Origin of the sequence: Liquorilactobacillus sp. (assembly GCF_047719775.1) — a bacterium.
Classification (GTDB): Bacteria; Bacillota; Bacilli; order Lactobacillales; family Lactobacillaceae; genus Liquorilactobacillus.
Genome location: NZ_JBDNTS010000024.1, coordinates 1 through 23003 on the forward strand (window position 1 = coordinate 1; position 23003 = coordinate 23003).

Sequence of the window (23003 nt, forward strand, 5' to 3'; positions counted from 1 at the left end):
AATCAGAGTGTGACACAAGTTGAGAAAATTTGAGCACTAACCAAAATTACGAACATAGCATGTTCTTTGCTACGAGTAATTTGAAGTTAGGTGGAGAATTTTGACTTGTGGAACACGTTTAATCAGAGTCTGACACAAGTTGAGAAAATTTGAGCACTAACCAAAATTACGAACATATTAACCTAGTCCTTCTATATAGTAATACTACCTTCATACAAATAATATATTTCAGGATTTTTATGCGGCGTTCCATCTTCGTCTTTCCAGAAAAAGTTTTTTTGATTGACTCGCTGTAAACCCTTGTGATCATAAAATTTAAAATTAGATGAATTATCGGTAAACAAGTAAAAGTTGTTTACACCCAATCTTTGAAGATAATCATAAAAATGTTTGTACAGCTTTCCTCCAATGCCCAATCCTTGATACCCCTCCTTAACAATCAATAGATTAAGTGCTCCGCCATACTTCTTCCCACTTAACGCTAGTAATTCCTCATCAATATTCATCGTTTCCATATATTGTGCAAAAATATAATTTTTATCTTCGAATCCAGCTAACTGTAACAATGATTTTAATTGTCGTCTCTGCCAAACATATTGCAGTCTTGACCATTGTTCATGACTTGTGGCGACTATGCCCGCAACCTTACTATTGATTACTGCCACAAAAACATCATCTGCCCCGACCAGTAAATCGCATAAGAAGAATTCCGCCATAGGCTTGACCAAAGGCTTTTCAATCCATTCACGGTAATCCCATGTCTCTATAACCATTTCCAAGACTTCTTGATAATCAGCATCTTCCATTTTTCTATAAATAATTTTCTCTCTCATCTTTATACTCTCGACTTCCTGGGTATTTAAACCAATTTTCTATCCTCTATCGTACCGTAAAGTTCTCGAAAGACAAAATACTTGCTGCTTTATTTACAATATTCCTATTTTACTGTCCATTTCTTCAATGTTCCATCATTCTTTATGTTATACTGAAGGTTGAACATAAAAAAATAATTGGTGGAAATAATAATGACTCATCGTGGTTTCGCTCTATCACTCGCACCACCCCTTGCTTAGTTAGCAATTTATAGATTTATAATACAAAAAATAAAAAGGGGTTACACAAATGATTGAAGCAATTGAATTAAAAGTTGGAATGATTTTTGAAAAAAATGGTAAACTCATCAAGGTACTCGAAACTAACCATCACAAACCTGGCAAGGGTAATACAGTTATGCAGATGAAGCTGAACGATATTCGTTCCGGCTCAATTGTTCAGACTACTATGCGTCCTACAGAAAAAGTTGACCTAGCAATCGTTGATAAGAAGAAGGCTCAATTCTTATATAAGCAAGATGATATCATCTTCTTTATGGATCTAGACACATATGAACAATATGAACTACCCGCTCAACTAATTGAAGCAGAAAGTAAGTATTTAATTCCCGACTTACAAGTTCAACTAAACTTTTGCAATAATGAATTAATCGGAATTGATTTACCAACAACTGTTGAAATGACAGTTACTGAAACCGAACCAACTATTAAGGGTGCTACGGCTGCTAGTGGCGGAAAACCTGCAACAATGGACACAGGACTTATTGTCGTTGTTCCCGATTTTATCAAAAATGGTGAAAAATTAGTTATCAACACTGGAAATGGAACCTATAAGCAGAGAGCTTAGAACTTATTGTCCGTTGTTTTCCATTTACTATAATCTGTTACCTTCAAGGACTTGAATATAAAAAAAGACTTAATCGAAACATACTGACCCCCAAAAGTTAGACATAAAATCTAACTTTTGGGGGTCAGTATGTTATAGGAGTTCTTTTAGTACAAAACAAAAAGGTTTTTATTTGATTATTTTCAAATTATTAGGTTGAACTGCTTTAAACTCTTTGTGCTCCCTTAGGTATTTAGCAATCAGCTTTGGCATATCATCATCACACACACGAATACTCTTATCCATATTAAACATCGGATATTCACCACCACCAACAGCTCGATACTGACTAATCGCGACATCAATCTTATCAGTGTCTTTAAGCACCTGCTTATGGTACATAACTCTAACAACTCGCTGCCCCAGTGGTTTGATTAAATCAAAAGTGTAATCTATTCCTGAATAATAATCGTAATTATACAGCTGGACTTTAGATACATTACAACTACTTGCCATACTGATTGAACCATCTGCATGAAGTTCAAAAAAGCTGGCACACCGCTCCAGAGCTGCTCTCAAATCGGCACCACTAATTCGTTCAACTACTAATGTATTGGGATAGATATAGTTGTTCAAGATATCCCTGACAGTAATTTGTGCATCATAACCTTTGACCTCATCATTAAATAGTGCAGAACCGGCAACATCTGTCCCAGTAGCATCCATCTGGATATGATTGATTAAGTCTAAATATGCGTGTCCATGCAGCCTCGCATTCAGATGATTATGAATATGCATGTTCCCATTGACAGTTGCTACTGGTATATCCAGCCAATCTTCAATACTGTGTCTCCAGTCCATTAAAATTGCTTCTAGTTCTTGATTTACCGGTTGGTCACTTGTATTAAGAAGTTCTGCGCTTGAGCCGATTATCGCTTTATTGTCATCTAATTCTATTGAAATCTGTCCTACATTTTCGGCACGGTATCCAGGTTGAGTAGTCGGAACTCCATTAACAAGTTGTGCTATTTTTCTGTGTTGGTGTCCAGTTACTAGGGCATCGATACCTGGTACTTCGCAAAGCAGTGCATACCCCTCGTTTTCACCCGTTAATTCTTCAGTTAGTCTGCCACTACCAAGGTCTTTTTCAAAACCACCATGATAAGCAACCACTACCACATCTGCTTGCTTTTTTAAAATCGGAACATATTTTTTTGCCGCTGTAAGAGCAGAACTAAAAGTAATTCTATCAATATTTTCTGCCTTTTCCCAGTGTGGTACATACTGCGTGGTCAATCCTAAAATCGCAATTTTGATACCCGCCTTTTCAATTATTCGATATGGCTGATCAATAATTTTTTGCGCCATCTCTCCACTAATATTTGCACCTAAAATCGGATACTTTTTATTTTTCCAGGTTTCTTCAATGTACGATATTCCATAATCAAATTCGTGGTTCCCTAAAACACCTGCATCTGCATCCAGAAAATTAGTCATCATACAAAAGTCCTGATTATATTTTTTTGTTTTCCTTGTGCGGTAAGTATAATCGGTCATAGGAGAACCCTCTAAGAAATCGCCATTTTCGATGTATATGACAACCTCATCGCTAGCAGCTGTCTCCTTGATTGTCTTAATAACCTGTGCAGCCTTCAAATAACCAAATGGATGATAGTCTGTTCTACTGCTAAAATTAGTTGGAAAAATATAACCATGTACATCGCTTGTCGAGAGAATCTTAACCTTCATATGTTTAAACCATCTTCTTTCGCAATCTTCTTAAAAAACAAATTAATTAAAACATCTATAAAAAATATAACTTTTTAACTAATATTTTCAAGAAACAAAACAAAAATACCTTTAATAGTTTAATTCAATAGACACTTCATTTTTAGACCTTCGTATCTGAAATGATAGTCTCATGATCCATAATCTTGCTTAGTCGTTCTCGATTCTCAGCGATCAACAGTAGAAAAATCGTCTCCACAACGGTCATTGCTGCAACTCGCGAAAAATAATACTCCGATTGCAAAACCCTCTGTCTAACTGCCGTATGCAAATGATAGTCTGCTTCTAGGGCAATTGGTGAATCACTGCGGTTAGTAATTGCTATTATTTTCATTCCTCGTTTCTTTGCCACATCAATTTGTTTTAATAATGATTTAGATTCACCAGAATTGGAGATAACCATTAGCACATCCCTATCTGTTAGATTAAGAGTCTGCCCGATTGAAGTCTGCCATGATTCCGAACAAATTGATAAAATACCAATCTGATTAAAGCGATAAGCTGCATCCGCAACAACAGGAAACGTATTACCCTCTGCCGCAATCTGTAAAATATGTGCATTTTGAATTAATCCCATAATTTTTTTTATCGTTGGCGTGGTTACACTATTCAAAGTATTAGTAATCTCAGCATTTTTATTATCACTAATGTTAGCGATTGCTTGTTGAATATTATCAATATTAATAACTTTGTAGTAACTAGATTCATCATCGGAGACTTTCGCTAATTTAATCTTCAATTGATGAAAACCAGACAACTGCAAATTCTTACAAAATCTTGAAACAGAGGCTTCACTGACAACTGCCTTAGCTGCAAGTTCCGAAATTGTATAATTTACCGCATCTCCAGGATTTTTTAAAATAACCTGTGCAATTTTTTTGTCGGTCTGGGTCATAGCACGCAAGTTACTATATATTGTATCAACTACATTTTCGCTACTCATTAATCTCAGTCCTCCAAACAACTGTGTAAAATAGAATCAATTACATAATATCATTTATTCTTCGATGAGCGCTATCTTTTTTGGCTTCCAAACACCATAAATTGTTCCGGCTACAACTGATCCGATTATTAAAGCTAATACAAAATACAAAGGATTGTGCATCAATAAAACAACCCATAAGCCGCCATGAGGAGCTGGTACACTAACCTTCCATAATTGAGCCAGTCCACCACCAATTACAGAACCGATGATACAAGAACCGATTACTCGTAACGGATCAGCAATCGCAAATGGAATTGCTCCTTCGGTAATAAATGAAATTCCTAAGACATAGTTACTGATTCCAGCTTTACGTTCATCTTCCGTAAACTTATTTTTCCAAATTGTTGTTGCAATTGCGATTGCTAAAGGTGGAATCATCCCCCCAACCATTACGGATGCCATCATACTGCCATCACCAGTCGCTGTTAATACACCAATTGCAGTCGTATATGCCGCTTTATTCACTGGGCCGCCCAAGTCAACTGCCTGCATTCCACCAAGAATTGCTCCAAGCAAGATTGCATTTGCGGTTCCCATAGTTGTCAAAAAATGAACTAAGAACAGATTAACTACTGAGAAAATCGGATCAATTACAAAGAACATTAATGTTCCAATGATAAATAATCCTAATACAGGAAAGATAATCATTGGTTTTAATCCGTCTAATGATTTCGGTAATTTAATAAATATCTTCTTCAACAACAAAATCAAATAGCCTGCGATGAATCCTGCAATAATCCCACCAATAAATCCGGCACTACCACTTGACTTAACAATACTTGCACTCGCTTGCGTTGCCATATAGCCACCGACAAAACCTGGCATCATGGCTGGACGATCACCAATTGAAAATGCAATAAATCCGGCTAAGATCGGAATTAAGAAACTAAATGCATTTGTTCCAAGTGAGTTCAAGAATATAAAAGCAGTTGAAGTCTTCCCTAATGATTGCTCTAACAAAAATGAAATTGCCATTAAGATTCCACCACCAACAACAAAGGGCAGCATATTCGAAATTCCACTCATTAAATCTTGATAAACATGATGCCAAATTCCACCTTGCTTATTATCTTCACTTGAAGAGCTATTTCCACCCGCAACTTCAAACGTAGCAAGATTCCCAGCCAACACACGCTGAATAAGTTCATCAGGTTTCTTAATACCATCAATTACAGCAGTCTGTAGAACTTTCTTCCCAGCAAAGCGCTCCACTTCAACTTTTTTATCTGCCGCAACAATTACGCCTACAGCATTAGTAATCTCATCTGTACTTAAGCGATGCTTGACTCCCTCTGACCCATTTGTCTCAACTCTCATCCTAACATTCATTTTTTTACCAGCATCAAGTAATGCTGACTCTGCCATATATGTGTGCGCAATTCCAGTTGGGCAAGCAGTTACAGCAACAATTAAAGGTAAATCTTGAATCTCAGGCTGTTGTATCTCATTTGATTCCTTTTTGTCACTAGCTGCTTTGAATAATTGCTGAACTTCCGTTGGTGTTTTTGCTTTCTTTAAATCTGTAATCAGATTAGCATCCAACAATAATGATGATAATCCCGCCAGAGCTTGCAAATGAACATCATTAGCATTAGCTGGAGCAGCAATCATGAAGAACAAATGAACCGGTTTTCCATCAAGTGCATCGTAATCAATTCCCTGTTCGCTTTTCGCAAATAAAACAGCAGCTGCGTTTACCGCCTTATTTCTAGCATGAGGCATTGCAATTCCATCACCAATTCCCGTCGTTGCTTCCTCTTCGCGCTTGAAAATATCTTGTTCAAAAAGCTTTTTATCATTAACTAAACCATTTGCAAAAAATGAGTTAACCATTTCATGCAATGCATCTTCCTTAGTTTTTGCTTTTAAATCCATAATCATGATGTCTTTTTTCAGTATGTTTAATACATCCATTTTGAAAACCTCTTTCCCTTTTTTTTATTTAGTGAAAATAGTTACAGTCAAAATGTAACCGCTTTTTAGAAAAAAGTCAACATCTAATTTAAAGTGTTGACAAATAAATTTTCATGTAATACTATGTTCTTGTAAATTAATTTCATAAATATTTATTTTATGAAAAAAATTTAAAAAGAGGTGATTAAGTTGCCACCGATAGTCAAAGAAGCGCTTGCACTTATCAAGCCAAACATGAGTATCAGCCTAGGTGGTGGAAGTAATGTTTCTCATCTTGCTTCTGCGCTGGCTGCAAAGCCTGATTTAAATCTAACAATTTATACTCCATCTGAGCTCACAAGAAATTATTGCAAGTCACTTGGAATAAGAATTACGAGCAACGTTGGTATCAAGCATATTGATCTGGCTTTTGATGGATGCGATTCATTGGACACAGATCTTAATGCTCTAAAAAGCAATGGCGGTATTCATTTATTTGAGAAAATCAATGCTGAATTAGCTGATGAATATATCATCTTGGCCCCCCACCAAAGGGTAACAAAATTACTCAATCCTGCAGTACCACTCACACTTGAAATAGTTGATATTACAAGTTCCGCCGTGTTGCAGCGACTTGAAGAATTAAATCTAAAAGGCAGTATTAGGCTGGCAAAAGACATTGCAGGCTATGCAAGAACACCCTTAGGGAACCTCTTAATAGACTGTTACGCAAGTGATTGGCATAATATCTCGCAAGTTAACGCTATTCTCGCACAACTAAATGGAGTCGTTGCCACATCTTTCTTTGAGAATCTGGTAACACTTGGTTTAACTTTTGATGAAACTGGAAAAATATATGAATTTAGGAAGGAAGATTAATTATGACAAAATATAATTGGGGTATGATTGGTACCGGCTGGATCGCACATGAAATGGCTGACGCATTGAATGATGTTAACGGTGAGGTCTATGCCGTTGCTGATGTCAACAAGGAGATGCTGGAAAAATTTGCATCAGAGAAACACATCAAAAAAACATATACTGATGCAGATGAGATGATTAACAACCCTGACATTGATGTGATCTACATTGCCACACCGCACACATATCATTATCAATATATCAAAGCTGCTCTAGAAGCTGGCAAACACGTATTTTGCGAAAAAGCAATCACTGTTAATGCCAAACAATTTGATGAAGTTGAGGCTTTAGCAAAAGAAAAGGGCTTGATTTTAACAGAAGGACTCACCTTGTATCACATGCCTGTCTTCGATCAGGTAAAAGAAATTATTGCTGCTGGCAAATTAGGTGATATCAAATTAGTACAAGTTAATTTCGGTAGCTTGAAAGACTATGATCCAAAAAATCGTTTCTTCAACAAAGATCTTGCAGGTGGCGCCTTATTAGATATTGGCGGTTATGCAACTGCATTTGCAAGAACTTTCTTGGCAAGTCAACCAAACACAACATTAACAACAGTTAAATTCTTCGAAACTGGCGTTGATGAACAATCTGGTATTATTTTGAAAAATGATCAAGAACAACTCGCAGTGATGGCATTATCCATGCGTGCGAAACAGCCAAAGCGTGGGGTTGTTTCTGGAACAAAGGGCTACGTTGAAATCAACAATTACCCTCGTGCAACAAGTGCTGAAGTCACATATACCGAGGATGCACACGAACAAGCCAATGAAACTTTGACAGCTGGTGATGATACACAAGCTTTACGTTACGAAGTTCGTGATATGCAACGCTATATTGATAATGGTCACGATGATGGTCAACTTGCAATTTCACGCGATGTTGCTCACATTCTGGACAGTGTCCGCAATGCTTGGGGAATGAAGTATCCATTTGATTAATCAATGTAAGCTATACTTTGAACACTGAAAAAAGTAGTCTAATTCGCTAAAATTTGAGTACTAACTCGAAATTACGAACATAGCAGGCACTTTGCTATGAGTAATTCGAAGTTAGACGGAGAATTTTGACTTATGAAACACGTTTATTCTTACTAAATATAGGAGAACTGGTTTAAAAATTTAACTTTGAACCAGCTCTTTTTTAATAAGCTTTTTGATTTGACAATAAAATATTAACATGTTAAATTGTTCCCAGAAATTGGGGGTAATTAGTGTGAAGAAAAAAATTATTATTGTCGGTGCCTCTCATGGTGGACATCAGTCTATTCTTGAACTGCTTAGCCGCTATGACGATGTTGACATTACTTTGTTCGAAACGGGAGACTTTATTTCGTTTATGTCCTGTGGCATGGAATTATACTTGGAAAATAGTGTAACCAACGTCGAGGCAGTCCGCAATTTCAGGCCTGAAAGTTTTCCACAGAAAAACGTTCACATTTTGAACAACCACCAAGTCACTAAGATTAATAGCGATCAAAAAACTGTTTCTGTTACTGATTTAGAAAATGGCAAGAGTACTGAAGAATCATATGACAAACTGATTCTCAGTTCAGGTGTGAATCCTAAATCTTTACCAATACCTGGTAAAGACCTAGAAAATGTTTATTTGATGCGTGGTTATGATTGGGCAACAAAAATAAAAGCCAAATTAGAAGATCCAATCGTTAAGAACATTACCGTTATTGGTGCTGGTTACATTGGCATTGAAGCCGCTGAAGCTGCTGTCAAAGCTGGGAAACATGTAAATCTTTTAGATGTTATTGATCGCCCTTTAGGAACTTATCTTGATTCTGAATTAACAGATGTCATCAGTGAGCACCTAGCAGAAAAGGGTGTTGAGGTTCATACTGGAGTTAAAATTTCAGAATATAGCGGTCAAGGCAATCAGGTTCAAGCGGTCAAAAGCGACCAAGGTAATTTCCCAAGCGATGTAGTCATTCAAGCTGCTGGCGTTCAGCCAAATACTGCTTGGTTAAAAGGAACTGTTGATCTTGATGCTCGTGGTTGGATTAAAAATGATAAGTACCTCAGGACAAATCTTCCCGATGTATATGCCATTGGGGATGCCACATTAGCATATTCAGTCGCTGCAAATAAAAAAATTCCGGTAGCGCTTGCCACCGTTGCTCGTCGTGAGGCTCGTTACTTAGTGAAACATCTTTTTGAGAAAACTCCATCCGTTCCCTTTGCAGGAATAGTTGGTTCATCAGCCTTAAGTGTTTTCGATTATCATTTTGCTCAGAGTGGCTTAAATAGCTTCACTGCTGAGCGTGCAGGTGTTAAAATAGCTAGTTCTTTCTATGAAGATACTCTCCGTCCAAGCTATGTCCCAGAAAATAAAGTAAATCCGAAAGTTTACGTAAAACTTTTCTTCGATCCCGAAAACCATCGTCTTCTCGGTGGTGCGGTCTTATCAACATATGATATAACTGCTCAAGGAAATGTTTTAGCCCTTGCTATTTCGCAACAACTAAAAGTAGAAGATTTGGCTGAAGCTGACTTCTTCTTCCAACCAGGTTTTGATCGTCAATGGAGTTTACTCAACTTAGCTGCTCAACATGCATTAGGCGAAGTAGAATTCACAAAAAAGTAATTTATATTTAATCGAACAAAAAGATCTTCCTAAATTATGAGACTTAATTCTGATAATTTAAGAAGGTCTTTTTTTATTAACAACAAACAATGACTTAAAATATCACAGATACCTGCAAGAAACTGAATAAATCAATGAAAGAAAAAATTTCCATGTAGTTCTCTGAACTAAGCACTATTTATGGTAATTTGCGGTTATATTTTACTGTTAAACTTCACGAACAAGTTTTAAATTTTCGCGGTTATCAGCAACAAAGTGTAAATAATGCGTGAAGCACTCTTCTAGAAAAGAGATGGTTTTGGCATTTGTCAATTGGGACTGATCATCAAATTGCTGTTTAGCATTGCTCAATAAGAATTCATAACCCGGGATAACAAAGGCATTAACACCAGGAGAATTTAGAATTTGACGGAGGTTATCTTGCGCGCGTGCTGTCCCCTGGAAACCTAAAGAAGCCCCAACAACCATTACTGGCTGAGTAGTGAACGGATGTGTGGCTGCTGATAACCATTCAATTGTGCTTTTAAGTGCAGCTGTAATTGCATGATCATATTCGGGTGTAGCAATAATGATTCCATCCGCAGCAGTGAGCTGATCACTCAAAGTATAGACACTGCTTGGAACATCTGCTAGTCCAGTTTCGTTAAATAAGGGTATCTCGTCTATTTCAGCCACAGTGATAGTGGCATCGGTAATGAAGTGGTGCTGCATATATTCTAAGAGCATCCGGTTATATGAAGTTGGAGCATTAGTTCCCACTAAACCTACTAAGTTAAGTACCATTTAGAATTCCTCCTATTCCTGATTAAACTTGTGGCTTTTCTTGTCAACTACGGTATAAATAGCCATAATAACGGTTAAGATAGCGAATCCCCAACTGCACAGCATTAAGACAAAGTAAGGCTGATCATTGCCAAATAAGTTAGCAACACCATTAACTAAGGTTGGTGATAGGAAAGCACCTAAGTTAATTCCTACTAAGATAATAGAAGTTGATAAATTTGCAGAGTTAGCTGGAGCGATTTGTGCTACGCGATAAAAAGCCTGTGGAAAAACCCAACCAAAGAAAACTCCGCAAATGATAACACCAATCGTAACGACCAGAACACTAGTAGCTGTAGCAACAATCATAAAACCTATTGAAATTCCTAGTAAAGCAATTGGTAAAATAAAGTTACCGATAAATTTACTAATCTTACCAAATGGCATGCTAGCAAACATCGAAGCAGCTCCCATTCCTGCCAAAATACTTGAAGCAATTGCAGGAGTAGTAATGTGCTGTGCCGTCACAAAACTCGCTAACTTAATCGTCATCATCATGAACATTCCAAAAATGGCAAGCATTAATAATGCAAGCATAAAAACATGGACATTAGTCGATTGTTTCGGTACGTTTGTCTTCTCATTTGTCTGGTGATCAGTCGGAATCTTAACAAAAAATCCAAACATTAGTAAAGGAATCATTGCAATTAGGTAACCTGCAAAGGCAGTCTTCCAGCCAGCAAGAACGAGAATCCCTAACAGTAAACCAAAGCCTGCATTTCCTAAATTTTGTGATGTATTTTGATAACCCAACATGTCGGCTAGTTCTTGTTTTTTATAAAAACGGTACATTAAGCTAACGGCAAAGGGATTAAAGAGACCAATTCCTAAACCCATAATAAAGCGGCCAATTACAATAACCATGTAATTGGTAACGAAAACAGGAGTTAAACCGCCGATTAAGTACATTACCAAACCACTCATGATAGTCCGTTTAATTCCAAATTTTTGGGCAATCATAGTTGAAAACATAATCATTAGTAACACACCTAAGTTAGGCAGAGTTGAAATCATTTCAACTTGCGCGGTAGTCTGCTGTGTAAATGTATTTTCCATTAATGGGATAGCAACCGCTATTGATGGCGCGGTCATTGATAAAATCGAAAGCGAAAGCACTGATAGTTTAAATAACCAACCGTGTGATTTAGCATTTTCCATGAGTTAAAACCTTCCTAACCTAGTTTTTAATTAATTTATTATTTTTAGTTTTAATATATTCACTAGCACTTGTACCAGCAATTCGTCCAGATGTCCAAGTAAAACCAGAAGCCAAGCCTTCATAGGCAGGGTAGCAGTGACCTTGATAATAACCACCAGCATTAGCGCCACCCGTATAGAGACCAGGAATAGATTTGAACTTGTCATCTAGAACACTTAGATTGGTATCAACACGAACACCACCAACCGTACCTAAGTAAGCAACTTGGGCAGAAAAAGCATAGAAAGGTCCTTGTTCTACTGAATAGACGAGTGAGCGACCAGATTTTGCAAAATCAGTATCGACACGATTTTTCACATTGTGATTGTACGCAGCAACTGCCTGAGTTAAAGTAGCTGAATCCATATTTGCAGCAGCAGCTAATTCAACTAAAGTATTACCCTTAAAGGCTGTCCCAGCGGTAACGGATTCATTGGCAAGTTTGGTGAAATCACCGGGCTCAGTCCCAGCCCCTGGACCGGCTTGCGAGATTTCGAGTTGACCCCCGGTTTTAGTGAAATCATCAAGGGTTGCTTGGTCAACCACAAAATAGTACTTACCACCAACAGAGTATCCTGCATTGGCCCACTCAACAGTGTCGTAAACTACATCCTCATTAGTAAAGCGCTCACCTTTAGAACTTACCCAAAACAATGGCGTTAATAATAATTGAGTTAACGCAGAGTTGGAAAAGCCAGCTAAATGTTTCTTTGAAGTTTGTTGAGTAACTTTGGATTTAGCTAATTGGGCGGCATGAATCAAGGCAGTCCCATCAATGTTGACCCCACCTGCAGCAACGATTGCCTTAAGTCCTTCGCCATTATTAGGTACTCCTAATTGCCGCAAATTACGAGTATGCATTGTTTTTAGCAACTAAGTCACTATCACCACCAAATCCACCCGTTGCGATAATTGTTGCCTGTGCCTCAACATCAATGACCTCGCCATTAACAGTGGTTGCCTTAATCCCAATAACTTGACCAGTGCTGTCTTGTTTAATAGCCTGCATAGTGACATTAAATTCGAATTTGACACCTTCGTCAACTAGAGTTTGCTGAATACGTTCATAACTACCAGTTTTATCTTGATACATATGATAAACACCACCCTGATAGTCACTGTTACGATGAGCAAATTGTGTTGTATCAGCAGTTGCATTTAATTTAATATGCATCCCCATTTTCTCAATCCACGCTAAAGTATCAGCTGCTGAAGTAACAATTTTATGAATTAGCGGTCCATTGGAAATGTTATGGTTATAACTAGTCAACTGTCGAATAGCCTCAGTTTTGGACATGACCATCCCGCGTTCGCGCTGTTCTTTGGAGTCAATAGCGAAGAAGCCACTCGAGATTTTAGTATTCCCACCAATTTGAGGCTGCTTTTCTAGAACTAAGACCTGTAACCCATGCTCAGCGGCAGCATGGGCGGCGGCTAAACCAGTTCCGCCAGCACCAGCTACAACAACATCAGTTTTAATTAATTTGCTCATAATAATCACTCCTACATTAAGTTATGCTTATATTTTATAGTGAAATGTTGCACAATATCAGTAGAAGATATATCTTAATCTTAGGGTAAATATATCTTTTATGAAAAAGAGGAAAGCTCAAATGATAATAAATCATACAATAAAAAGTGCTATAAAGATTGATGGAATGGTATCTGAGCGTCGAAAACTGCCTTCAATTACAAGCAGTGCAGCTTATTGCTTTAAAGTTCACATGCAAATGATTGAGTGCATAGCAAGCTGTGCAGTAACATTGGGTACAACAGAAATTCCATTGCGGCCCTTTGATGTGATCTTAATTCAACAAGTCGATCAATTGCTATTCAAGGCCACTGATCAGCCAGCTGAAATTCGAATTTTTGATGAATGGCTGCAAATACCGAATCCATTAAATATGACACTGGTGGGCAATAATCCACTGATTCATGATTTAATGAACGATGTTGATTCGCAACGAAATCAATACGTAGTTTTCCGCCATCTGGAAACTAAAATTGTGCATGGATACTTGAATGTAATTGCTACTTTAGAGAATTATCCAACAGATAAGTTTTTAACATTCCAGCATGAGAGTCTACTGGGCTTGTTATATACTGAACTATTACGTGCACATCGGCAAAAAATTTCTAAGACTGACTCTTCTTTTCCTCAACGCCCTATTCGTTACGCAGGACCGGACGCACAGGCCGGTGCAATCTTCATGTACCTAACACAACATATTAATGATGTAACTTTAGTGAGTGCTGCAACTTACTTTGGATACCAGCAAAACTATTTTTCACGTTTATGTCACGCACTGTTTAATCAATCTTTCTCAACTTTGAAGACGACCTTACGGATGGAAATGGCAGCACGCATGTTATCACTATCAAGTAAAGGTATTGATGAAATCAGTACCGAATTAGGCTATAAAAATTTAACTAGTTTTTATAGCCATTTCCGCAATGAACGTGGACAGACTCCCCGTCAGTTTCGTGAAGAATACCAGCAACATATTCATCAACACTCATAATGGCTGCAGAGATACTATTTGTGTGATTAGTAATCTGATTTTTAAAATATTGCTTGTATATTTGGTCATAAAAAATACCCCATAATAATTAGATTTTTACCTAACTATTATGGGGCATCTCACTTGTAGTACACTCTCTACTTTTTTAATCAAGTTTTTAATTCTATTTTTATACTCATATGTTCCATAATTCAGATTAATACTATTATTTTTTGTCTTTTTCTTCAAAATATTGCTGTAATCTTCTTAATTCACTTACCTGTGACTCAATAGACCCTAGCATCTCTGTTTGGATTTTCTGGATTTGCAATAAATTTGGCTGATCTTGTTGAATTAAGTGATCAATTTTTGAATGCAGAACCCTAATCTCTTCTTCTGACTTCTGATTCACTTGATAATCATTACGTGATTCCAGTCGATCATACTCGGATGAACGATTTTGACTCATCATGATCAATGGTGCCTGAATTGCAGCGACCATACTTAAAAAAAGATTCAGTAAAATAAATGGATATTGATCAAAATGTACACCGAACCAATGAAATACATTTAAAAGTATCCAGAAAATCATGATTCCAATAAAACTTAAAATAAACGACCAGCTACCACCAAAACGTGCAACTCCATCAGCAATTCTTTGTCCAAAAGTCATAGAGTTTTCTAATTGCTTACGTACATCTATTACTTGATAGGCATCATTTTCCATCACACGCGTTAGTTTTCTAGTTAACTTATCGTTTTGCCGATAATCTTTTTCAATCATCTGATCCATCTTTTTTACACGATACTGCACTAGATGCTCACTGCAAATAAATTGGCTGTCAGCAGCTTTCGGATAGTCTCGTCTTATCAGTGCTCGCAGAGAACCATCCAGATCTTTTAGAAAAACCCCGTCCACCAAATCATACTCTTTTTGATCTACAAGACATTTTAGCCCATGCTCCATATTTTTTTCCATTGATAATTTCCCCTCAATTGAATTATTTTAGGCGCCTATATTGCGAGGGAACGTAATCATCAGCACCACTAACCATTGCTTCGTCACTACTATTTATAGTACATCTATGACTATCTGACATTTCCCTCACCACACTTTCTAAAATTCCTGTTGATTTGATACACATTTACCATAGCGATTTATTGCAGAAGTGTCAATCATCTACTTGAACTATAAATTTTTTTTAATACCTAAACAACAAATTATTCTCTAAATATAATTCATTTAAAAATTAAATTGTACGTAATAACTATAAAATATAATTAATTATTTATAGTACTACTTGTTGTCTCCTGCTTAATTTCTTATAATTCTGATGCTATGTAATCTAATTAATGTAAAAGAGGAACAATTCTTATGAGAAGTTTTCAAAAGCACCTATTAATTGGCGGGTGTTTATTTTCGTTTTCAATATTGCTAGTGCTCCCGCAATATTTTTCCGGTGGAATAATTTTAGGCCCTGACTTTTTATTTCATTATAATCGTTTTTATGACACCGCTATGCAAATAAAAACTGGTAACTTTCAATATTTTATTTCTACATATGGATTCCAGCAATCTGGCAGAATTGTTAATGCCTTATATGGTCCAATATTTGCTTACTTACAGGGATTATTACTATTATTATCAAAAACTTGGTACAATTACCAAATTTTTTCGCGCCTTCTCCTAAATATCATTGCAAGTTTCTCTATGTATTTCTTACTGCGCACAGGCCATATCAGAATTCGCGTAGCGGTTCCCATAGCCTGCTTTTATTTAACAACTTTTTCCATCCAGGATTGGACGTTTCGCCAAGGCTTCACAAGCTGGGGAGCCGCAATCACTCCACTTGCGCTAATTCCAGCCTTCAAATACGTCATAAACCATGAGATAAATAGTATTAAACTTGCCTTATGTGTCGCCTTGCTTCTCCAGGTTCATGTCTTAAGTACTATCCTTTTGGTAATAACCTACATTCCTTTTTTTGCCTATGGACTATTGAAATCAACAAGTCTAAAAAAAGATATTCTTAAAATTAGTAATGCCATCTTTTTATTTTTACTCCTAACAATGAATATCTGGACTGTCTTACTCGCTATTACACATTCAAATAATTTAATATTGCCTTTTACAAACAGGCATATGTATTCATACTCTGTTACAGAGCGCGGCAGTTATTGGCTTTTTACTTCAATCCCCCTCACAGTAATCATAATATTTTTGTTTTATCATTCTATAAAAAAGTGGAATAATTATCCACCATTTATTAAAAGCTGCAGCATAAATTTTTTTATATTTTCACTTCTCTCTACCAGTCTTTTCCCTTGGTATTTAATAACTAAATACCAAATAAAAACACTTGAGATTTTTCAATTTCCCTTCCGCTTTTTTGTGATTGTAACAATTTTTGCATGTATTTTATTCGCATACTTTCTGTCAAATCAATTATCTAAGGGCAATGATAAACAAGTTTACGTTATTATTTTACTCGTTGTTTTTGTAGGATTTTCTCAAACCATGACTTTATTAAATAAAAAATATGAAAAGTGGATGACTAGTAATCGCCCACTTAAAAATCTAAGTACACTTGTTTTTAATTCTAAGAACGACAGCCGGATTCACAATTCACTCTATTCCACAGATCTCACTTCATTATTGAATCTAGTTCAGAAAAAAACACCCGATTATTTGCCTAGTTATCACGGTAGTACTAAGAAAAATTACGAATTGTATGGTCATTATATTATTTCTGACAATTCACGTTTCACAAAAGCCGTGCATAATAATACATTAGTTATCACTTGGTACGGTAAAAAGAAAAAAATAATTAGTATTCCTATAATAAAATATTACAATACATGCCTTATTTTAAATGGAAGAAAAATAATGGAAAGACGTCGCCAATACTGTGTAACAAAAATTGGAACACCTCTTGTAACACAAAAGAAGGGGAAAAATACGTTAGTTGTTAGCTATAACATTGGAAATTGGTTCCTGCCCATCATGTATCTTATTATCATCACATGGATTAGTTGTCTAACTTATATTGTACTGAAATTATTTAGAAGATTTAAAAAATAAACTACAGATTCGACAAAAAAGAATTGATAAAAATTAGTACAGACTAAATTTATCAATTCTTTTTTTATTTTTAGCATTAAAAATGAAAGCTTTATTTTATTATTTTAAACCCATTACAATTACTTATTTCTATTGAGTTCACGTTTTCTAAGATAAGGTAACAAGAATCCTACTCCAAACAAAACGAAGACAGTGATAAAGTTCATTATCAATTGATAATCGAATGACTTAGTCCCATAATCAGCATCCTGCGGAATAAAGCCTAGCGTAGCACAAACAAATGTGAATAAAAAACACCAGCCACCGACAATTAATGCAATTTTACGATTCCGAATAAATATGTAATTTGAATGGAATTCCTTTTCGCGCCATCTCATTGCTAAAAATGCAAAAAACACCCAACAAGTTTTATATGGTGAAACTATTCCGTTGATATTCAATAGCCAATTATAGATAGTATTGATATTTGGTAGAGTTCCCGTCAACAATAACAAAAATAAACTCAATCCTGTAGTCATCAAATATGAATTGACTGGTAACCCCTTTTTATTTTTCTTAGTTAACCAGCTTGGCATAAACTTATCAGCCACATCTCCCGCAAAAACACGGCTTGATGCATCCAATAAAACCGCTAATTGTGCCATCATGAAGATTGCTTGCACAATCGCAAAGAAATACATTAAAAACTTGCCTAATCCAAGTTCTGTACCAAGCATTGAAAAAGCATAATATGGCCCATTCATCTTAAAATCATGTGGAATAGCATTTGCATTGAAAAAGACTGCTAATGACAATGTTCCAAAAATGGTTAAAAATGCTGTCATTAACGCTAACAACCACATTGCCTTGGGAAATTCATGTTTAGGATCACGCATTTGAACTATATATGGAGCTGCTAGTTCGGCACCTGACATCGCAAAAATCAGTAGTCCTGTGGTCGAGAAATATTTCAAGCTAAAATTTGGCATAAAAGCTCCCCAGTTAAATGGCTGTGTCGCAATACGAGTTCCGTGCATCAATGCATACCCTGCAAGTAAAACAAACAACATTGACATAATAAACATTGCACCACCACCGATTAGCGACAATGCTTCTAAAGAATTTTTAATCGCGTTTTCTAATAGAATAAATATTAGTATTATGGCAAAAGTCAATAGGCCAAATTCAAACGTGGACATCTTATTGCCTAAGGTGTTATTTCCAAGAACCATCCAACTAAATGAAACAATCACCGAATTAGAAACATCCACTATGTACGGAACACTTTGAATCCAGTACATCCACGAAGTCCAGTAACCTAGTGTGTCATTACCGCTCCGTCTTACCCAAGAAGCTAATCCCCCACTTTGATTGTCAAAAGTCAGACTCAATTGACTGACGATTAGTTCATATGGGATTACGTAGGTAAATAATAGGAAGATCCAAGATACAACAACAGAAAGTCCCTGATTTTGGTATGGGTAAAAAATATTTTCAAAACTAATAATGGTTACAAAATCTAAAAGTGCGATTACTGGCCAACTCATATAGTTTTTTTTGGACTGTAAAAAATTATTAGGCATAATTATTCCTCCAATGGGGCTGAATCAAAAGTTAAATTTTGATTCAGTTTCTTTATTTATTTCGTATAAACGTGTTTCATAAGTCAAAATTCTCTGTCTAACTTCGAATTACTCATAGCAAAGTACTCGCTGTGTTCGTAATTTCGAGTTAGCACTCAAATTTTCCCGACTTATGTCACACACTCTCTTTTTATTACTTTTAGCAGTGCTTTTGTTTGTATTTTTTAGCTTTCAGTTATTAAATTTTTCAAGTCGGTAAAGCTGTTCACCATCAAGAGAACTATTACCATCTTTAAAATGATAACCCATTTTTTGATAGAACTTTAATCCTGTAATTGAAGCGGGAATTTCAATTCGTTTAGCTCGTTTAAAAAATTCATCTTGTTCTAAAGTTTGAATTATTTGTCTGCCGATTCCTCGTCCCTGATACTCGGGCAAGACAAAAATATTAAATAGGCTGCTTTCATCTTTTTTGCCCCAATAAGCCCCAATAGACCCAACAGCCACAATTTTATTGCGTTCATTATCTATAAATACATAACAATGGAAAGCCTTTGCTTTTTTAATAAAATCACGAGCTGTTAGCTTTTTCAGATCATTTTCTAAGTATTCTTTAGAATAGTCTTTGAGATTAGTAGTCAACATTGTCTTTTTAACTAAATCCGCCACCTCGGGTGCATCTATATCTTTGAAAATACGTTGTGTTATCATATCTACTTTTCTCCATAAACTCTTGGATCGTCAGTGATAAAGTGTCCTGTATAATTACAGTTTGTAAGTAATTTGAAATGACGCTTGTTTTCGTGTTTATCATGTTAAATCTTTATAATTTCTAGCCAACAAACAACCTAAGTGTCCCACAATTTCACTGGATCCTGAAAATCTAGTTTTTCTTATATAAATAATATCTACAATAAATGAACAACATCTATTGCAGGTTGTTTTTGAGTAGCGCTTTGTAGAGCCCTACTTCATCCTTAAACTAAGCTTTTAATGAATTCTAGAATTTGTGCAGCTAAGTCAGCCGGCTTCTCTTCTGGAATATAATGTCCAGATTCCTTAATCGTTCTTCCGTTAACTGATTTTCCTAAGGTTTTTAGTTTTTCAAAAAGATCCCGTGATGAACCGAATTCACCATTAATTGTAAGAAGCGGAATGACTATTTTTTTGGTGCATAAAGGTTCATTAATCTTAAAATCATCCAAAACGGCACGATAATACCCAAGCATTCCCCGCATAACTCCTAATTGACGATATTCTTGTACATATTCAGCAATATCTTCTTTTGTAAAAGCAGTGCGCCAATTACGTGCCTTATTAGAAAAGAACCATTCAAGTAAAACCCGTTCTTTACCCTTTAATAACTCTTCAGGTAAATCAGGAATAACATTAAATAGAAAATGCCAACTTCGCCAACTTTCTGCGTCTAGTGGGATTTGTTTTTGTAATGTTACTCCAGGAATATTTGCATCAATCAGCGTAATACCTAAAAGATCGTCTGGAAATAGGTGTGCGTAGGTAAAACCAACCCAACTTCCGACATCATGACCAACATATAAAATTTTTTTTAGCCCTAATTGAATAACTAATTCATGTATTCTGTGCGCGGTTGTTTTCGTATCATATCCTGATCGTGGAACACTTGAATATCCTTGACCAGGCAAGTCGATTGCTAAAACATGATATTGTTTGGCTAAAAGCGGCCAGACTTTGCGCCACGCATAAGCACTTTGTGGAAAACCTGCAATCAGAAAAATTGTGGGCGCTGTTTCTTTTCCATCCTCATAAATGTGCCAAGTAATATTATCTTTAGTAGCAATAAAACGTTCCTGCATTTTTATCCCTCCACTTTTGAAATAACTTAATTTGAAAAAATACGTTGCTGGGACAATAATCTATAGGTCCCACTACTCATCCCTCATTTTACCTTAAATTGTGGGCTTGTTTGCAAGATAAGCTTGGGTCTTCCTTCTTCTTCACATTCTCTTTGTCCTAAATTCACCCGCCCCCGCTTTCAATAGTTTCATTATCATCTTGTATGTAAAAAAAAGCACGTAATTTATTAACTCACTTGCAGGTCTCTAATGGGAGAAAACAATATTTTATTTAAAATAAAGCCCGAGGGTAAGCGCTTGTCATATATAAATGCATATAGTTCTAAGCTTTTTATGTGTTCTGTTATACTGTAAATGTAAAGGTGGTGATAATGTGCGACTTATATTTAAGATCCTAATAGTAGTAGGTATCATTCTCGCGGCCCCCTTATCAATTGCACTGATCTGGCAGAATTGGGCAGCTGCGGTTGGAACTACTCCTATATCGTTTCACTTTGACTGGTTGACTCAGTACGAACCACTATATCTCTTCTGGAGTGGGGTTATTCTGGCGACATTTTTAGTGTTTCTCTTATTTATCACTCTCTTTTGGCCACGCGCGCGCTCACTGTATCTCCATCAAAAACCTGATGGGCAGGTCACAGTTAGTAAAAAGGCCATTGAAAACTTTACTCTTTCGGCGCTGCAACAAGAGCCTTTTATCGGAAATCCCAGGGTGTCTGCTAAGTTGTCACAAAATAAAATTAAGCTCAAAATCTCAGGCGACCTGCTAAATTCGATAAATGCAAAACAACATACGGCGGCTTTCTTGAATCAACTTAAGGAGGACTTACGCACCTGTCTTGGCATTTCAAAGCAAAAAGCGATCACGATTCGGCTCGTAAATTTTAATGCTTCTGAGTCTAATATGAAACAGTCTCGCGTTATTTAGGAGGTGATAATGTGACCGAACTCATCAAAGCCTATCGTTGGCCCATCATTGGCGGACTCGTAGGCCTACTCCTTGCGGTTCTTATCATCACCATTGGCTTCCTTAAAACCTTGGTGATTCTAATTTTCGTTGCACTCGGCATCGCAGTTGGTTACTACATTGAGAAAACTGGTGTCTTATCAAAGCTATTCAAGTAACTATTTAAATTAAGGGAGGAAAAAATTATGCAAAATGGAACATCTAATTCACAAACAATTCCCGACAAAAAGCCAGGTATTAAAGGTGAGTTAACTTTTGAAGATAAGGTTATCCAAAAGATCATTGGGATCGCACTTTCTGAAGTGAAGGGCTTGCTAACCGTAGATGGGGGATTCTTCTCTAATATTGCTGAAAAATTAGTCAATACTAACGATGTTACAGCGGGCATCGATGTCGAAGTTGGTAAAAAACAAGTGGCTGTCGATCTCGACATTGTCGCTGAATACGGCATTGACATTTCAAAAATATACGATCAAATCAAGGACGTCATTGTCCGTGAGGTGAAGCGGATGACCGACTTAGAAGTGATTGAGGTCAATGTGAATGTTGTCGATGTCAAGACAAGGGAACAGCATGAAAAAGACTCAGTTTCTCTGCAAGACCGTGTTAGTGATGCTACCGATAAAACGAAGGAAGCAGTTAGCAAGGGTGCAAAGAAATCGAAGGAAACATTAAATGAAGGCGTGGATAAAGTAACGCCTGACAATGAACCTAGTCGTGTTAATTAAAGGAGAAGATATCTTATGGGATTAATTTGGTCATTAATTGTTGGCGCTATCATTGGCGCTATTGCTGGTGCAATCACTAATCGTGGAGCAGCCATGGGTTGGATTGCAAATATCGTCGCTGGCTTAGTCGGCGCGTGGATTGGACAAGGACTATTAGGCACTTGGGGGCCATCGTTAGCCGGAATGGCGCTGATCCCATCCATCATTGGGGCAGTTATTTTGGTCCTAATCGTTTCCTTTTTCTTTGGTCGAACCAGTAAGCGATAAGAAATGCTGACCTAGCTGTTTTAAAAAGCCATCTTAAAATTTATAATAATTGCTGCCACTTTCATCAGAAATGCTATAAGTAGTGTGGTGGTGGGCGGTAAGCTTAGCCGCTCAGTGGATGATTTAGATGGCAAGTTACATCGAGAGTGTGACATAAGTCGGGAAAATTTGAGTGTTAACTCGAAATTACGAACATA

At 36.6% G+C, this 23003-nt stretch carries 20 protein-coding genes and 1 pseudogene; 10 read left to right on the top strand and 11 right to left on the bottom strand.

The features are described 5' to 3' along the window. Positions 1 to 191: 191 nt before the first annotated feature. Positions 192 to 833, bottom strand: coding sequence for a GNAT family N-acetyltransferase (locus ABF682_RS10520; protein WP_415619425.1), 642 nt, complete (start codon positions 831 to 833; stop codon positions 192 to 194). Positions 834 to 1122: 289 nt separating this feature from the next. On the opposite strand from ABF682_RS10520, the gene efp reads away from it, so the two are divergent. Further along, positions 1123 to 1680 (top strand): elongation factor P, encoded by a 558-nt coding sequence (efp, locus tag ABF682_RS10525; protein WP_289980413.1) that lies wholly within the window; start codon positions 1123 to 1125, stop codon positions 1678 to 1680. 168 nt (positions 1681 to 1848) lie between these two features. Here the strand turns inward: efp and ABF682_RS10530 are convergent, their stop codons facing one another. From ABF682_RS10530 to ABF682_RS10540, 3 genes are all read right to left on the bottom strand, one after another. Next, positions 1849 to 3408: a bifunctional metallophosphatase/5'-nucleotidase gene (locus ABF682_RS10530; protein WP_415619424.1), complete on the bottom strand. Its 1560-nt coding sequence runs from the start codon at positions 3406 to 3408 to the stop codon at positions 1849 to 1851. Positions 3409 to 3550: 142 nt separating this feature from the next. Beyond that, positions 3551 to 4390, bottom strand: coding sequence for a MurR/RpiR family transcriptional regulator (locus ABF682_RS10535; RefSeq protein WP_289980417.1), 840 nt, complete (start codon positions 4388 to 4390; stop codon positions 3551 to 3553). 54 nt (positions 4391 to 4444) lie between these two features. Next, positions 4445 to 6346, bottom strand: a complete 1902-nt coding sequence (locus ABF682_RS10540) for a fructose-specific PTS transporter subunit EIIC (RefSeq protein WP_415619423.1) — start codon at positions 6344 to 6346, stop codon at positions 4445 to 4447. Positions 6347 to 6526: 180 nt separating this feature from the next. Between ABF682_RS10540 and ABF682_RS10545 the strand changes: the two genes are divergently transcribed. The 3 genes from ABF682_RS10545 (at position 6527) to ABF682_RS10555 (ending at position 9841) form a co-directional block, all read left to right on the top strand. Then, a complete protein-coding gene (locus ABF682_RS10545) occupies positions 6527 to 7204 on the top strand; it encodes a ribose-5-phosphate isomerase A (protein ID WP_289980421.1) in 678 nt (225 codons plus the stop codon). A 2-nt stretch (positions 7205 to 7206) separates the two neighbouring features. Then, positions 7207 to 8187: a Gfo/Idh/MocA family protein gene (locus tag ABF682_RS10550; protein WP_289980423.1), complete on the top strand. Its 981-nt coding sequence runs from the start codon at positions 7207 to 7209 to the stop codon at positions 8185 to 8187. A 238-nt stretch (positions 8188 to 8425) separates the two neighbouring features. Continuing rightward, positions 8426 to 9841 (top strand): FAD-dependent oxidoreductase, encoded by a 1416-nt coding sequence (locus tag ABF682_RS10555; RefSeq protein ID WP_415619783.1) that lies wholly within the window; start codon positions 8426 to 8428, stop codon positions 9839 to 9841. Between the two features lie 207 nt (positions 9842 to 10048). Here the strand turns inward: ABF682_RS10555 and ABF682_RS10560 are convergent, their stop codons facing one another. From ABF682_RS10560 to ABF682_RS10570, 3 genes and pseudogenes are all read right to left on the bottom strand, one after another. Then, on the bottom strand, positions 10049 to 10624 hold the full coding sequence (locus ABF682_RS10560) for an NADPH-dependent FMN reductase (protein ID WP_415619420.1): 576 nt from the start codon (positions 10622 to 10624) through the stop codon (positions 10049 to 10051). Positions 10625 to 10636: 12 nt separating this feature from the next. After that, the gene (locus ABF682_RS10565) at positions 10637 to 11821 is read right to left on the bottom strand and encodes an MFS transporter (RefSeq protein ID WP_289980432.1); all 1185 of its coding nucleotides are present in this window, start codon (positions 11819 to 11821) and stop codon (positions 10637 to 10639) included. A gap of 19 nt (positions 11822 to 11840) precedes the next feature. Continuing rightward, positions 11841 to 13353, bottom strand: a pseudogene (locus tag ABF682_RS10570) (FAD-dependent oxidoreductase). Between the two features lie 121 nt (positions 13354 to 13474). Here ABF682_RS10570 and ABF682_RS10575 point away from each other — a divergent pair. Further along, complete coding sequence (locus tag ABF682_RS10575; protein ID WP_289980434.1) at positions 13475 to 14383, top strand: helix-turn-helix transcriptional regulator; 909 nt, start codon at positions 13475 to 13477, stop codon at positions 14381 to 14383. Positions 14384 to 14588: 205 nt separating this feature from the next. Here the strand turns inward: ABF682_RS10575 and ABF682_RS10580 are convergent, their stop codons facing one another. Continuing rightward, positions 14589 to 15341 (bottom strand): DUF1003 domain-containing protein, encoded by a 753-nt coding sequence (locus ABF682_RS10580; protein ID WP_289980435.1) that lies wholly within the window; start codon positions 15339 to 15341, stop codon positions 14589 to 14591. Between the two features lie 396 nt (positions 15342 to 15737). Here ABF682_RS10580 and ABF682_RS10585 point away from each other — a divergent pair, with 396 nt between their 5' ends. Further along, the gene (locus ABF682_RS10585; RefSeq protein ID WP_415619419.1) at positions 15738 to 17444 is read left to right on the top strand and encodes a hypothetical protein; all 1707 of its coding nucleotides are present in this window, start codon (positions 15738 to 15740) and stop codon (positions 17442 to 17444) included. Between the two features lie 119 nt (positions 17445 to 17563). On the opposite strand, the gene ABF682_RS10590 is transcribed toward ABF682_RS10585, so the two are convergent. The 3 genes from ABF682_RS10590 to ABF682_RS10600 form a co-directional block, all read right to left on the bottom strand. Next, positions 17564 to 19006, bottom strand: a complete 1443-nt coding sequence (locus tag ABF682_RS10590) for an APC family permease (protein ID WP_415619418.1) — start codon at positions 19004 to 19006, stop codon at positions 17564 to 17566. Between the two features lie 231 nt (positions 19007 to 19237). Then, on the bottom strand, positions 19238 to 19717 hold the full coding sequence (locus ABF682_RS10595; protein WP_056960524.1) for a GNAT family N-acetyltransferase: 480 nt from the start codon (positions 19715 to 19717) through the stop codon (positions 19238 to 19240). Between the two features lie 266 nt (positions 19718 to 19983). After that, positions 19984 to 20841 carry an alpha/beta fold hydrolase gene (locus ABF682_RS10600; RefSeq protein ID WP_054757931.1) on the bottom strand — a complete coding sequence of 286 codons (858 nt, stop codon included), beginning with the start codon at positions 20839 to 20841 and terminating at the stop codon, positions 19984 to 19986. Between the two features lie 373 nt (positions 20842 to 21214). Here ABF682_RS10600 and amaP point away from each other — a divergent pair, with 373 nt between their 5' ends. From amaP to ABF682_RS10620, 4 genes are read left to right on the top strand one after another with little or no spacing between them, the layout of a single operon-like run. After that, positions 21215 to 21772: an alkaline shock response membrane anchor protein AmaP gene (gene amaP / locus ABF682_RS10605; RefSeq protein WP_054757930.1), complete on the top strand. Its 558-nt coding sequence runs from the start codon at positions 21215 to 21217 to the stop codon at positions 21770 to 21772. Positions 21773 to 21783: 11 nt separating this feature from the next. Next, positions 21784 to 21969 (top strand): DUF2273 domain-containing protein, encoded by a 186-nt coding sequence (locus ABF682_RS10610; RefSeq protein ID WP_054757929.1) that lies wholly within the window; start codon positions 21784 to 21786, stop codon positions 21967 to 21969. Between the two features lie 27 nt (positions 21970 to 21996). Then, complete coding sequence (locus ABF682_RS10615; RefSeq protein WP_056960526.1) at positions 21997 to 22539, top strand: Asp23/Gls24 family envelope stress response protein; 543 nt, start codon at positions 21997 to 21999, stop codon at positions 22537 to 22539. Between the two features lie 15 nt (positions 22540 to 22554). Further along, entirely contained in the window at positions 22555 to 22806 is a 252-nt protein-coding gene (locus ABF682_RS10620; RefSeq protein ID WP_056960528.1) for a GlsB/YeaQ/YmgE family stress response membrane protein, read from the top strand. The last annotated feature ends 197 nt before the right edge of the window (positions 22807 to 23003 follow it).